This is a genomic window from Neisseria sp. HMSC070H10, from assembly GCF_001837635.1.
GTDB lineage: Bacteria > Pseudomonadota > Gammaproteobacteria > Burkholderiales > Neisseriaceae > Neisseria > Neisseria subflava_A.
In genome coordinates this window covers 24,170-37,381 of sequence record NZ_KV833386.1, presented here as the reverse complement: position 1 = coordinate 37,381, position 13,212 = coordinate 24,170, and the positions used below count along the sequence as shown (strand labels likewise).

10 protein-coding genes, 1 tRNA gene and 1 riboswitch are annotated in these 13,212 nt (G+C 54.3%); of the genes, 4 read left to right on the top strand and 7 right to left on the bottom strand.

The genetic code is table 11. From position 1 onward, the window contains the following. The first annotated feature begins 4 nt into the window (after window positions 1-4). Window positions 5-1,543, top strand: a complete 1,539-nt coding sequence (murJ, locus tag HMPREF2606_RS10990; RefSeq protein WP_070712372.1) for a murein biosynthesis integral membrane protein MurJ — start codon at window positions 5-7, stop codon at window positions 1,541-1,543. A gap of 91 nt (window positions 1,544-1,634) precedes the next feature. Here the strand turns inward: murJ and thiC are convergent, their stop codons facing one another. Then, entirely contained in the window at window positions 1,635-3,524 is a 1,890-nt protein-coding gene (gene thiC, locus HMPREF2606_RS10135; RefSeq protein ID WP_070712371.1) for a phosphomethylpyrimidine synthase ThiC, read from the bottom strand. A gap of 95 nt (window positions 3,525-3,619) precedes the next feature. Then, window positions 3,620-3,719: riboswitch (TPP riboswitch) on the bottom strand. A 111-nt stretch (window positions 3,720-3,830) separates the two neighbouring features. Here thiC and HMPREF2606_RS10130 point away from each other — a divergent pair. Continuing rightward, window positions 3,831-3,907: transfer RNA gene (locus tag HMPREF2606_RS10130), tRNA-Met, on the top strand. Window positions 3,908-4,088: 181 nt separating this feature from the next. On the opposite strand, the gene HMPREF2606_RS10125 is transcribed toward HMPREF2606_RS10130, so the two are convergent. Then, window positions 4,089-5,219 carry an FUSC family protein gene (locus HMPREF2606_RS10125; RefSeq protein ID WP_070584389.1) on the bottom strand — a complete coding sequence of 377 codons (1,131 nt, stop codon included), beginning with the start codon at window positions 5,217-5,219 and terminating at the stop codon, window positions 4,089-4,091. A 154-nt stretch (window positions 5,220-5,373) separates the two neighbouring features. On the opposite strand from HMPREF2606_RS10125, the gene rnhB reads away from it, so the two are divergent. Beyond that, window positions 5,374-5,967, top strand: coding sequence for a ribonuclease HII (gene rnhB / locus HMPREF2606_RS10120; RefSeq protein ID WP_063068644.1), 594 nt, complete (start codon window positions 5,374-5,376; stop codon window positions 5,965-5,967). Window positions 5,968-6,024: 57 nt separating this feature from the next. On the opposite strand, the gene HMPREF2606_RS10115 is transcribed toward rnhB, so the two are convergent. Next, a complete protein-coding gene (locus HMPREF2606_RS10115) occupies window positions 6,025-7,029 on the bottom strand; it encodes a quinone-dependent dihydroorotate dehydrogenase (RefSeq protein ID WP_070461070.1) in 1,005 nt (334 codons plus the stop codon). A 249-nt stretch (window positions 7,030-7,278) separates the two neighbouring features. Here HMPREF2606_RS10115 and HMPREF2606_RS10110 point away from each other — a divergent pair, with 249 nt between their 5' ends. Next, window positions 7,279-9,288, top strand: coding sequence for an OPT family oligopeptide transporter (locus HMPREF2606_RS10110; RefSeq protein ID WP_070584387.1), 2,010 nt, complete (start codon window positions 7,279-7,281; stop codon window positions 9,286-9,288). A 340-nt stretch (window positions 9,289-9,628) separates the two neighbouring features. Here HMPREF2606_RS10110 and waaA read toward each other — a convergent pair whose 3' ends face one another. From waaA to HMPREF2606_RS10090, 4 genes are all read right to left on the bottom strand, one after another. Further along, window positions 9,629-10,897: a lipid IV(A) 3-deoxy-D-manno-octulosonic acid transferase gene (gene waaA, locus HMPREF2606_RS10105; RefSeq protein WP_070843614.1), complete on the bottom strand. Its 1,269-nt coding sequence runs from the start codon at window positions 10,895-10,897 to the stop codon at window positions 9,629-9,631. A 138-nt stretch (window positions 10,898-11,035) separates the two neighbouring features. After that, entirely contained in the window at window positions 11,036-11,467 is a 432-nt protein-coding gene (locus tag HMPREF2606_RS10100) for a plastocyanin/azurin family copper-binding protein (protein ID WP_070584383.1), read from the bottom strand. A gap of 261 nt (window positions 11,468-11,728) precedes the next feature. Further along, window positions 11,729-12,496 carry an ABC transporter ATP-binding protein gene (locus HMPREF2606_RS10095; RefSeq protein ID WP_070843612.1) on the bottom strand — a complete coding sequence of 256 codons (768 nt, stop codon included), beginning with the start codon at window positions 12,494-12,496 and terminating at the stop codon, window positions 11,729-11,731. Window positions 12,497-12,506: 10 nt separating this feature from the next. Further along, the coding region (locus tag HMPREF2606_RS10090; RefSeq protein WP_070843610.1) for a FecCD family ABC transporter permease at window positions 12,507-13,212 on the bottom strand (706 nt) is incomplete at its 5' end.

The following is a 13,212-nucleotide window of genomic DNA, read 5'->3' as shown; positions in this document are numbered from 1 at the left end:
ATACATGAATTTATTGGGAGCCTTGGCCAAGGTTGGCAGCCTGACGATGGTGTCGCGCATTTTAGGCTTTGTGCGCGATACGATTATTGCCCGTGCGTTTGGTGCCGGCATGGCGACGGATGCGTTTTTTGTCGCGTTTAAACTGCCCAACTTGTTGCGACGCGTGTTTGCAGAGGGCGCATTTGCCCAAGCCTTCGTACCGATTTTGGCGGAATACAAAGAAACCCGCTCTCCCGAAGCCACGCAGGCGTTTGTGCGTCATGTAGCCGGTATGTTGTCGTTTGTGTTGGTCATCGTTACCGCGCTGGGCATACTCGCCGCGCCGTGGGTGATTTATGTTTCTGCACCCGGTTTTGCCAAAGATGCCGATAAGTTTCAGCTCTCCATCGACCTGCTGCGGGTAACGTTTCCTTATATCTTTTTGATTTCCTTGTCGTCTTTTGTCGGTTCGATACTCAACTCCTATCATAAATTCGGTATTCCCGCCTTTACGCCGACTTTTTTGAACATCTCCTTTATCGTCTTTTCCCTGTTTTTTGTACCGTATTTTGATCCGCCTGTTATGGCTTTGGCGTGGGCGGTATTTGTCGGCGGCGTGTTGCAGCTGGTGTTCCAACTGCCTTGGTTGGCGAAACTGGGCTTCTTGAAAATGCCCAAACTCAGCTTTAAAGACGCAGCGGTCAACCGCGTGATGAAACAGATGGCGCCGGCTATTTTGGGCGTGAGCGTGGCGCAGATTTCCTTGGTTATCAACACCATTTTTGCCTCATTTTTGCAGTCCGGCAGCGTGTCATGGATGTATTACGCCGACCGACTGATGGAATTGCCGACCGGCGTTTTGGGCGTGGCACTCGGTACAATCTTGCTACCTACCTTGTCCAAACACGCCGCCAGTCAGGATACCGAGCAGTTTTCCGGCCTGCTCGACTGGGGTTTGCGCCTGTGCATGCTGCTGACCCTGCCTGCCGCCGTCGGCCTTGCCGTGTTGTCTTTCCCGTTGGTTACGACCTTGTTCATGTACCGTGAATTTACGCTGCACGACGCGCAAATGACCCAACACGCGCTGATTGCCTATTCCTTTGGCTTGATCGGGCTGATTATGATTAAAGTGTTGGCCCCCGGCTTCTACGCGCGCCAAAACATCAAAACCCCCGTTAAGGTCGCTATTTTCACGCTGATTTGCACGCAGCTGATGAACCTTGCCTTCATTTCGCCGCTCAAACACGTCGGTCTGTCCCTCGCTATTGGTTTGGGCGCGTGTCTGAATGCAGGCTTGCTGTTTTTCCTTTTGCGCAAACACGGCATCTACCGCCCCGGCAAAGGTTGGGCAGCGTTTTTAGTTAAAATGGCCATCTCTTTGGTCGTCATGGGCGGCGGTTTGTGGCTGGCGCAATATTATCTGCCGTTTGAATGGGTGCACGTCGGCGGCTTTAAAAAAGCAGGCCAACTCTGCGTCCTGATTGCCTTGGGCGGAGGCCTCTACTTCGTTTCCCTCGCCGCGCTCGGTTTTCGTCCGCACCATTTCCGCAGGGTGGAAAAATAAGCAGCCGTAGTGCGTATTGCTTTGGCTTAAAGGCTATTCGCTAAAAAGGCCGTCTGAAATATTTTCAGACGGCCTTTTCTTGCGTTACGTTTTAACTGTAAAGCTTCGCCCCTTTTTTGACGAACTCAATCGCTTTTTCTTCCATACCCTGCCGCTGGGCTTTTTGCTTGTCGGCGTAGTCGCGCACTTCCTGCGTGATTTTCATCGAGCAGAATTTGGGGCCGCACATTGAGCAGAAGTGGGCGATTTTTGCTCCTTCGGCAGGCAGGGTTTCGTCGTGGAAGCTCTCGGCGCGTTCGGGGTCGAGGCTGAGGCGGAATTGGTCGCGCCAGCGGAACTCGAAACGCGCTTTGCTCAGGGCGTTGTCGCGCAACTGTGCGCCCGGCCAGCCTTTGGCGAGGTCGGCGGCATGGGCGGCGAGTTTGTAGGTGATGATGCCGGTGCGCACGTCTTCTTTGTCGGGCAGGCCGAGATGCTCTTTCGGGGTAACATAGCAGAGCATGGCCGTACCGTACCAGCCGATGTTGGTCGCGCCTATGCCCGAGGTGATGTGGTCGTAGCCGGGGGCGATGTCGGTAACGAGCGGGCCGAGGGTGTAGAAAGGTGCTTCAAAGCAATGTTGCAGCTCTTCGGTCATGTTTTCTTTCACGCGTTGCAGCGGTACATGGCCGGGGCCTTCGATCATAACCTGTACGTCGTGTTCCCATGCTTTGGCGGTCAATTCGCCCAAGGTGTGCAGCTCGGCAAATTGGGATTCGTCGTTGGCATCGGCAATGCAGCCGGGACGAAGGCCGTCGCCGAGGCTGAACGATACGTCGTAGGCTTTCATGATTTCGCAGATTTCGTCGAAATGTGTGTAGAGGAAGTTTTCCTGATGATGGGCGAGACACCATTTCGCCATGATGGAGCCGCCGCGTGATACGATGCCGGTCAGGCGGTCGGCCGTCATCGGTACATAACGCAGCAATACACCTGCGTGCAGGGTGAAATAGTCCACGCCTTGTTCTGCCTGCTCGATTAAGGTATCGCGCACCAAATCCCAAGTCAGGTCTTCGGCAATGCCGCCGGTTTTTTCCAAAGCTTGGTAAATCGGCACCGTGCCGATGGGGACGGGCGCGTTGCGGATAATCCATTCGCGCGTTTCGTGGATGTGCGCGCCTGTGGATAAGTCCATAATCGTGTCCGCGCCCCAACGCAGCGACCATACCATTTTTTCGACTTCTTCGGTCAGGCTGGAGGTTACGGCGGAGTTGCCCAAGTTGCCGTTGATTTTGACGCGGAAGTTGCGGCCGATAATCATCGGTTCGAGTTCGGGGTGGTTGATGTTGGCAGGGATAATCGCACGTCCGGCGGCGATTTCTTGGCGCACGAATTCGGGCGTGATTTGGTCGGGATGGGTTGGGATATTCGCGCCGAAACTTTGCCCTGCGTGTTGTTTCAAGAGCTTGGCGTATTCAGGCCGTCTGAAAAGTTCGTCCAGCTTCATGCGTTCGCGTATGGCGACAAACTCCATTTCCGGCGTAATGATGCCTTGGCGGGCGTAGTGGAGCTGGGTTACATTGCGGCCTGCTTTGGCGCGGCGCGGACGGGTGATTTGGTTGAAGCGCAGATGGGCGGTTTTCGGATCGTGTGCGCGTTCGGTGCCATATTCGCTGGAAAGCTTGGGCAGGATTTCGGTATCGTCGCGTTCATCCAGCCATGCGGTGCGGACGTGTGGCAAACCCTGTTTTAAGTCGATGTGTGCCGCCGGGTCGCCGTATGAGCCGCTGGTGTCGTACACTGGAATTGGCGGATTGGCTTCCGTACCTTGTGCCGTGTAGGTATCGTCCTGACGGATTTCGCGCAAAGGCACGCGGATGTCGGCGCGGCTGCCCGGGATATAGACGCGGTTGGAATTGGGATATTGGAAGCGGATGCCGATGTCTTCGCTCAAGTCGGAAAGACGGCGCGCCTCATCGCCGGTTTTTTTAGCGGTAGTCATAAAAAATTGCTCCTGTTTTTCGGTTATGAAATGGAAACAGGAGCATTGCTTTTTTTTCAGACGGCCTTGTGGATATCTTCAATCAACCGTCTAAAAACACATTTGCCGAAACTCCCCACGCAGGTATTATCCTGTTCGGGTGTAAAGGGTATTTCTCAGCCGCTCGGTTTGAAAGCAGCACCCCTGTTTCTTTATTAACGAAAAATTAAACCATGCGGATGGTTTTTTGTAAAGCGGCGTTTTTCGCATTTTCTGTCAAAAACGCTTGACAGCGATTCCGTCTTTCCGTATAGTTACAACTTCTGACGCGGGATGGAGCAGCATGGTAGCTCGTCGGGCTCATAACCCGAAGGTCGTAGGTTCGAATCCTGCTCCCGCAACCAAATATAAAAATCCCCTGCAATCGCAGGGGATTTTGCTTTATGCGGTATTTATTGTTGCTTGGATTGATTGAAAGAGGCCGTCTGAACCATTGGGTTTCAGGCGGCCTTTTTTATGTGCTGATGTCATCAGCGGCTAATTCGCTTTTATTTTGTGAGTTTGCGTTTTTCAGACGGCCTATTGTTACTCCGGATCGGTATCGTTGCGTAGGTATTCTTTCAAGCGTTGCAATTCTTTTTTGTCCAACCATTTATTGCGCGAACGTTGCAACAGGATCACCAATGCGGCGATTTCGTTACGCATATTGGTGCTGAGCCAGAGGAAGCCTTGCCAGTCGTAATGCAGGCGGGCGGCCGGTTTGCTTAGTTCGGTATTGAGCGAAGTATCGATGCGAATGCGGCGGGCGTAGTGGCCTTTGATGAGGCGGACGGTCAGCCGAAGCTCGCGTTGGAGTTGGTTGAAATGGCGGTCGAGCAGGCGGATTTCGCTTTCGTTGAGCGTGGGCGCGCGCAGTTTGGCGGCTGTGGTCAGGAGCAGCTCGGTGGTGTTGACGATTTTGCGGTGGGCATGCTGCATGGCTTCCATCATATTGTTGCTGATGTGGCTTTCACCGGATGTTGCGGCCAGATGGCTGCGGCTTTTGACCATGCGGGCGTTGATTTTGCGCATTTTAATCATGTTTTGCTCCAAACGCTCGCGCGTCATGCGCTTACCGTTGCTGATTTCTGCAATCATTTTGGCGCAGTCGGTGAGGTTGTCGGCAAGCATGAAGCGCCACATCAGGGTGGAGCGCAGGGGCAGAAGTTTGGCGGCGGCAATGGCGATGGCGGCACCAATCAAAACGTTCATGGCGCGCATCAGACCGCTGTCGAGCCAATGGTGGCTGCTGTCGCCGATGAGCATACACATGGTCAAACCGGCAAGCATGGCGACGTAGCCGTTTTTGCCGACCGCAGACCAACCGGCCACCGCGCTGGCGGCACCGATAATCAGATAGAAGAAAACGCCGTCTTGCAAATAATGCTGGTTCAACCATAAAACGGCCAAACCGACGCCCAAACCGATGGCCGTGCCGAGCATGCGTTCGACTGCTTTGGAGTAAATCGCGCCTTGGAATTGCAGCATGCCGAGGACGACAAAGACGGTCATGCCGATCCACTCGCCGTGTTGCAGGTGGAAGACTTTGGCCAACAGGGTGGAAAACACGATTGCCAAGCCGAGGCGGAAGGCGTGGATATGGCGGCGATAGCGGTAGCGTTCGTAGGCGTTGAGCCAGCGTTCGGAAAAATGGAGGCGTTCGGATTGGGCAGGCATGTTGTAAGACGTATGGGTATGTGGGGATGTAAATTATAACTGATTGGTAAAGCAGATGAAATTTGAACTGCTCCCAAACGGCTTGTCCTATTGCGGATTTTATCTGCCGCAAGCGGATATAATGGCGGCTTTGAATCAGACAGGCGGTGAAGAAATGGCGACGGTTTTAAGCGCAGGCGTGGACGAAGCGGGGCGCGGCCCTTTGGTCGGCAGCGTATTTGCGGCGGCAGTGATTTTGCCGGAACATTTTGACCTGCCGGGTTTGACCGACTCAAAAAAACTGAGCGAAAAAAAGCGCGATATGTTGGCGCAGATGATTAAGGAACAGGCGGTTGCATGGAGCATTGCCTTTGCCGATCCCGACGAAATCCTGCAACTGAACATCCTGCACGCAACCATGGCCGCGATGAAGCGCGCAGTCGAGGGGTTGTCGGTCGTGCCTGACAAAGTATGGATAGACGGCAACCGTGTGCCGAAAGATTTGAATGTCCCTGCAGAGGCCGTGGTCAAAGGCGACAGCAAAATTATTGAAATCTCCGCCGCTTCGGTTTTGGCCAAAACCGCGCGTGATGCAGAAATGTATGAATTGGCGAAACGCTATCCGCAATACGGGTTTGACCGCCACAAAGGCTACGGCACGGCGCAACATTTGGCCGCATTGAAACAATACGGCGTATTGCCGGAACACCGCCGCGATTTCGCACCGGTCAAAACCTTATTGGCACAAGGCAATCTGTTTGAAGAATGAAAGCATAGCAAAAGGCCGTCTGAAAGATTTCAGACGGCCTTGTTTTTTAGGAAAGTATCATTTCAACGCAGCCAAACACTCTTTAATCAACTCAGGGCCGCGATAAATCAAACCGCTGTACACCTGAACCGCACTGGCACCCAAGCGGATTTTTTCTGCCGCGTCCGCGCCGTTCATGACGCCGCCGACGCCGATAATCGGCAGCTTGCCGTCAATGCGTTCCGCCAAAAGTTTCAACACCTGATTGCTTTTCTCGCGAACGGGCAAGCCGCTCAAGCCGCCTTGTTCGCCTGCGAGCGGATGGCTGTCCAAGCTTGATTTGTCGATGGTTGTGTTGGTGGCGATGATGCCGTCCATTTCCACAGATTTGACCACATGGGCGATGTCGTCGATTTGCGCTTCGTCCAAATCCGGCGCGATTTTGACCGCCAGAGGCACATATTTGCCATGCGCGGCTGCCAGTTGCGCCTGTTTGTTTTTCAAGGCCTCCAACAATGCGCTCAATTCGTCGCCGCCCTGCAAGGCGCGCAGGTTTTTCGTATTGGGGGAGGAAATATTGACCGTGATGTAGCTTGCGTGGGCGTAGGCTTTTTCCAAGCAAATCAGATAATCGTCGGCCGCATTTTCAATCGGCGTAACGGCATTTTTGCCGATGTTGATGCCCAAAATGCCTTTAAAACGGCTGTTTTCAATGTTGCGGATCATTGCGTCGATGCCGTGGTTGTTGAAACCCATGCGGTTAATGATGCCTTGGTGTTCGGGAACGCGGAAAAGGCGCGGCTGCGGATTGCCCGGCTGCGGCTTGGGCGTTACCGTGCCGATTTCGACAAAGCCGAAACCCAAAGCGGCAAACGCATCGATGCACTCGCCGTTTTTGTCCAAACCCGCCGCCAAGCCGACCGGATTGGGCAGCTGCAAACCCATCAGCTCGGTTGGCCGGGTGTGGCTGTCTACTTTGGGCAGCAGGCCGAGTTTTTCGATAGAACGCAAACTGTTGAGCGTGAAATGATGGGCCTTTTCTGCATCGAAACGGAACAGGATAGGGCGGACGAGTGAATACATGGCGGCGGCTTTCTGAACGGTTGATGAATTTGGCGTTATTCTACCTGAAACCGTCAAACTGCCCCAAACGTCTGTATCGATATGATTTTATTGTTTGGCGTCAAATGAAAATAAATAGGGCTTTTGCGTGTAATCGGATAGTTCATTAAAATGGTAAGAGAGAGGCTTTTCAGACGGCCTGATGGATGTATCAAAAGGCCGTCTGAAAAGTTTTGATTTGATTGTTTACCTGATACAGGAAGATTTTTTATGAAACAGGCGGTTGATCCTTATGCGAGTTTCCGTGAACTGACGCTGCGGGGGATGATACTCGGCGCGTTGATTACGGTGATTTTTACGGCATCCAATGTGTATTTGGGCTTGAAGGTGGGCTTGACTTTTGCGTCTTCGATTCCGGCTGCGGTGATTTCGATGGCGGTTTTGAAGTTTTTTAAAGGCAGCAATATTCTGGAAAATAATATGGTGCAGACTCAGGCTTCGGCCGCGGGGACGCTCTCCAGTATTATTTTTATTCTGCCGGGTTTGCTGATGGCCGGTTATTGGGCGGGCTTTCCGTTTTGGCAGACTACGCTGCTGTGTATGTCCGGCGGTATTTTGGGCGTGATTTTCACTGTGCCTTTGCGTTATGCGATGGTGGTGAAGAGCGATTTGCCTTATCCGGAAGGCGTGGCGGCGGCCGAGATTTTGAAGGTCGGCGACCATGATGCGGACCAGCAGGAAGGCGGCAGCGGTATCAAGGAATTGGTGTCGGGCGGCGCATTGGCCGGTTTGATGAGCTTCTGCGCAAGCGGTTTGCGCGTGGTGGCGGACAGTGCGAGCTTTTGGTTTAAAGGCGGTGCGTCGGTGTTCCAAGTGCCGATGGGCTTTTCGCTGGCTTTGTTGGGCGCGGGCTATTTGGTCGGACTGACCGGCGGTATCGCGATTTTGCTGGGTATCTCGATTGCTTGGGGCGTGGCCGTGCCTTATCTGTCGGCACATATTCCGCAACCTGCCGATATGGAGATGATTCCTTTTGCGATGTCTTTGTGGAAGGAAAAAGTTCGTTTTATCGGCGCGGGTACGATCGGTATTGCGGCTATTTGGACGCTGTTGACTTTGATGAAACCGATGGTCGAGGGTATGCGCCTGTCTTTCCGCAATTTCGGCGGTGCGCAGATGACCGAACGCACGGAACAGGATTTGTCGCCTAAGGCGATGATTGCCTGGGTGTTGGCGATGATGCTGGTGTTGGGCGTGTCTTTCTTCCACTTTATCGGCGACTCGCATATTTCCGGCGGTTTGGCTTGGCTGTTGGTGGTTGTATGTACGCTGCTGGCTTTGATTATCGGCTTTTTGGTGGCGGCGGCTTGCGGTTATATGGCTGGTTTGGTTGGTTCGTCTTCCAGCCCGATTTCGGGTGTGGGCATCGTCTCTATCGTTATTATTTCGCTGGTGTTGCTGTTGGTTGGTGAATCCGGCGGCTTGATGGCTGATGAGGCAAACCGCAAATTCCTGCTGGCGTTGACGCTGTTTTGCGGCGCGTCTGTGATTTGTGTGGCTTCGATCTCCAATGACAATCTGCAGGATTTGAAAACGGGTTATCTGGTAAAAGCGACGCCTTGGAAACAGCAGGTTGCGTTGATTGTCGGCTGCGTTGTCGGTGCATTGGTGATTTCGCCTGTGTTGGAGCTTTTGTATGAAGCCTACGGCTTTACCGGCGCGATGCCGCGCGAAGGCATGGATGCGGCCCAAGCACTTGCCGCGCCTCAGGCAACTTTGATGACCACCATCGCCCAAGGTATTTTCTCGCACAATCTGCAATGGGATTATATTTTTACCGGCGTGGGCATCGGCGTGGCGTTGATTGCGGTCGATCTCACATTGCGTAAATCTTCCGGCGGCAAGCGCGCTTTGCCGGTATTGGCCGTGGGCATGGGCATTTACCTGCCGCCGTCTGTGAATATGCCGATTGTAATCGGCGCGGTATTGGCGGCGGTGTTGAAATCCGTCATCGCCCGCCGTCAGGAAAACCGTGAAGGCCGTCTGAAAAATGCGGAACGTATCGGTACGCTGTTCTCCGCCGGTTTGATTGTCGGCGAGAGCCTGATCGGTGTGATTATGGCGTTTATCATCGCCTTCTCCGTAACCAACGGCGGTTCGGATGCGCCTTTGGCCCTGAACCTGGAAAACTGGGATACGGCCGCCAAATGGCTGGGCTTGGCGTTTTTTGTTTTCGGTATGTTCGTGTTTGCACGCCGCGTGTTGAAAGCAGGACGTTAAGTTTGTAGGTTGAGAAAAGGCCGTCTGAAACCCAAAAAATTGGGGTTTCAGACGGCCTTTTTAGTGGAAATTTGTTTGGAATGATTTTAGGAAGTTTGGGTATAATTGTTGCGGGGCTGGTAGCAAAAAAGCCCCATTGCAGTGGGGCTTTGTGCTGAAACCGCCCTAGAAAGGATGGTTTCAATCATGAAACATACCACTCGCACGGGTCGTTCATGGCTGAGACTGCGGACAGTCGTTAGGATTATCTTAACCCTGTTCCTGCTCTTAGTCAATTAAACGGCTGAAAACAAAAAACTGTTTTTCAGTTTCCGCCTGTTTGTCATGAACAGGCGGTTTTTTATTGTTTAACGCTATTCAAACAATCTGCAATCGCTTTGGCAATTTTGGCACTGGCGCCTTGGTGTTGCGAAATGAATTGCTCGGTGTGGCTAATTAGCTGTTGACGCAGCGTTTCGTTGTCGAGGTATTGGCGCGTGGTTCTGTACCAGGCTTTGGCAGTTTCGACGCGGACGGCGGCTTTGGCTTCGACTGCGCCTTTGCAGGCTTGGGCGAAGTTGTAGTTGGAGTAGCCGAAGAGGGTGGGGACGCGGCAGGAGATGGGTTCGATGATGTTTTGGCAGCCGGCATCGACGAGGCTGCCGCCGACGAAGGCAATGTCTGCGCTGAGATAGTAGGCGGCAAGCTCGCCCATGCTGTCGCCTATCCAAACCTGTGTATCGGGGGAAACGGGTTGTCCGTCGCTGCGTTTTTGGACGGTATAACCAAGCGATTTGGCGGTATCGTAGGCCGTCTGAAAGTTTTCAGGGTGGCGCGGTACGATGACCAGCAAGGCATTGCCGCGGTAGCCCTGCCATGCTTTGAGGAGCAGCTCGGCTTCGTCTGTGCCTTTGTACACGCGTGTGCTGGCGCAGACGACGACGGCTCGTGCGCCGATGCGTTCTTTAAAGGCAGCGGCAAGCGGGCGCGAGTCGTCGGGGGGCGCGATGTCGTATTTGGTGTTGCCGCAGACGTGGACGTTGGACGCGCCGATAAGGTGCAGGCGTTCGGCATCGGCGGCGGTTTGGGTAAAGCAGCCGGAGAGGCTCTGCATGGCAGGCTCGACCAGCTTACGGATTTTGAGGTAGCCGCGTTGGGATTTTTCGGAGAGGCGCGCATTGGCCAAAAAGAGGGGAATGCCTGCTTCTTGGCAGCCGTGCATCAGGTTGGGCCAGATTTCGGTTTCCATCAAAATGCCGCAGATGGGGCGGTGTTCGGCTAAAAATCGGGCGACCCATTCGGATTTGTCGTAGGGCAGGTAACGGCATTGCGCCTCGGGGAACAGGGATTGCGCGGTGGCGCGGCCGGTCGGCGTCATTTGGGTAATCAAAAACGGCGAGTCGGGAAAATGGCGGCGTAATGCCTGCACCAAAGGTTCGGCCGCACGCGTTTCACCGACGGATACGGCGTGTATCCAAATCGGGCGTTGCACGGGATTGGGATACGCCTGCCCGAAACGCTCGTCCCAATGCTCGAGATAGGCTGGGGATTTGAGGGCGCGGCGGCGCAGGTGGCGGCGGATCAGGAAGGGGGCGAGGTGCCACAACGTGGCGTAAAGGCGGCGTATCATGCTTACGGGTCTTGTGTCGGAATAGGCCTATTTTATCGGAAACTGAAACGGAAGATATAGCTTTGATGCGTGTTTTACGCAAAGGAAACAGGCCGTCTGAAAGGTTTCAGACGGCCTTTAATACAGGCATAAACGCGTTTACTTCACTTGCGCCATGTATTTTTTCAGACGGCCTTTGCTTTGCATGGCGCGGTTTTCCATTTCATCGACAACGGCTTGCGCTTTGGCTTTGTTCACCGGTTTGCCGACCTGAATCACGCCGCTCATGTTCATCATGCGGTGCGGCGGACAGGTGTAGACGTACACGCCTTCTTTGTCGAGTTTGAGCGTGAAGTCTTTGCCGTCTTCGGAAAGGAAGTCGGCAACGCCGTCGGGCAGGGCTTTGCTTTGCACCCAGTGGCCGCTGTTGGCGGCTTTGAAGGTAACAGTGTCGCCGACTTTGGCGTTGACGTAGCCGGGCTCGAACACCATGCTGCCGTCTTTGCCGTTGTCGAGCATTTTGACTTCGTGGTTGGCGGCGTATGCGCTAAGGGACGCGGTCAGCATCAGGAGGAAGAGGGTTTTTTTCATGGAGAAAGTCCTTTCTAAGGATATAGTGGATTAAATTTAAATCAGGACAAGGCGACGAAGCTGCAGACAGTACAGATAGTACGGCAAGGCGAGGCAACGCCGTACTGGTTTAAAGTTAATCCACTATAAAAAATATGGGACGGGCTGATGAGTCTAAGAGGCAAACCTTGGGCTTACCGCCCTCTCCCGCAGGAGAGGGGATAAGTTGCAGGGAGTTTGCAGGCCGGATGCTCACATCCGACATTTGCAGGAGCGGTTAAGTTACGCACTCTTCCGCATCGGGCGGATAACGGGCAGGCCTTTGCTGTCGTATAAGAGCTCGATGTCCACTTTATACAGCCTGCCGATCATGTCTGCCTGTAACACGTCCTGCGGCGCGCCCTGCGCCTGTACTTTGCCTTCGCCGAGCAGAATCACGCCGTCTGAAAACTGCGCGGCGAGGCTCAAATCGTGCAAGACCATCAGCGTAACCAGATTGTGTTCGTGCGTGTATCGCACCACGCGCTCCAAGAGGTTCAACTGGTGGTGCATATCCAGCGCGCTGACCGGTTCGTCCAGCATCAGGATTTCGGGACGGCGCAGCATGACTTGGGCAAACATGACGAGCTGCCGCTGTCCGCCGGAAAGCCGCATGACGTCTCGGTGCGCCAGATGGCCGATGCCCAGCTCCGCCATAATACTTGCGGCTTCGTGCAGCAGTTCGTCGCCGACGTGCATGTGCAGCGCGTCCATGCGGCCGAGCAACACGACTTCCAGCGCGGTCAGCGAGGCTTCGGCAGCGGTGTCCTGCGGCATATAGCCTATGCGTTTGCGCCAGCTTTGCAGGTGGATTTTGCTCAACACTTCGTCGCCGTAGCGGATGGTGCCTTTGTGCGCGACTTCGCCGAAAATCGTTTTCATCAGCGAGGATTTGCCCGTGCCGTTGGGGCCGAGCACGGAATAGACTTTGCCTTGTTCCAGCGTCAAATCGATATTGTCGGCGACCACATAATCGCCGCGCCGGATGTGTACGTTTTCAAGTTTCAACATTTCAGACGGCCTATCGTTTCGTTAATACAATCCAGAAGAAGAACGGCACGCCGACAAACGACGTAACAATCCCCACCGGAAACAGCGCGCCCGGGATAATCACCTTGGACAACACACTGGCGACCGACAAAAACGCCGCCCCCGCCAGCATCGCGCCGGGCAGGAAGAAACGTTGGTCTTCGCCCAAAAGAATCCGCGCCACATGCGGCGCAACCAAGCCGATAAAGCCGATTACGCCGACAAAACTGATGGCCGTCGCCGTCATTACCGCCACCAACACCAGCGTTTTCAGGCGCAAAAATTGCAGATTGATGCCCAGACCGACGGCGCGTTCTTCGCCCAAGCGCAGCGCAGTCAGCTTCCACACATCGCGCGAAAGCAGAAACACGCATACCGCCGTAACCGCCGCCGTAACGATGACTGTTTCCCAAGTCGCCTTGGTCAGGCTGCCGAACAGCCAAAACAGAATCTGCTGCGAAATCTCAGGCGCGGCGATAAATTGAATCAGCGACAAAATCGACTGAAACAGGAACAACAGCGCAATCCCCACCAACACCAACATCGCCGAATTGAAGCGGCGTGCCGAGGCAAACAGAAACAAGATGCCCGAAGCCAGCATGGTCATCACAAACGCGCCGATGGGAACGGCGACCGTTTCAGGCAGCCCGAAACCGCCGAACGCAATCACCGCCGACGCGCCCAAACCCGCCGCCGCC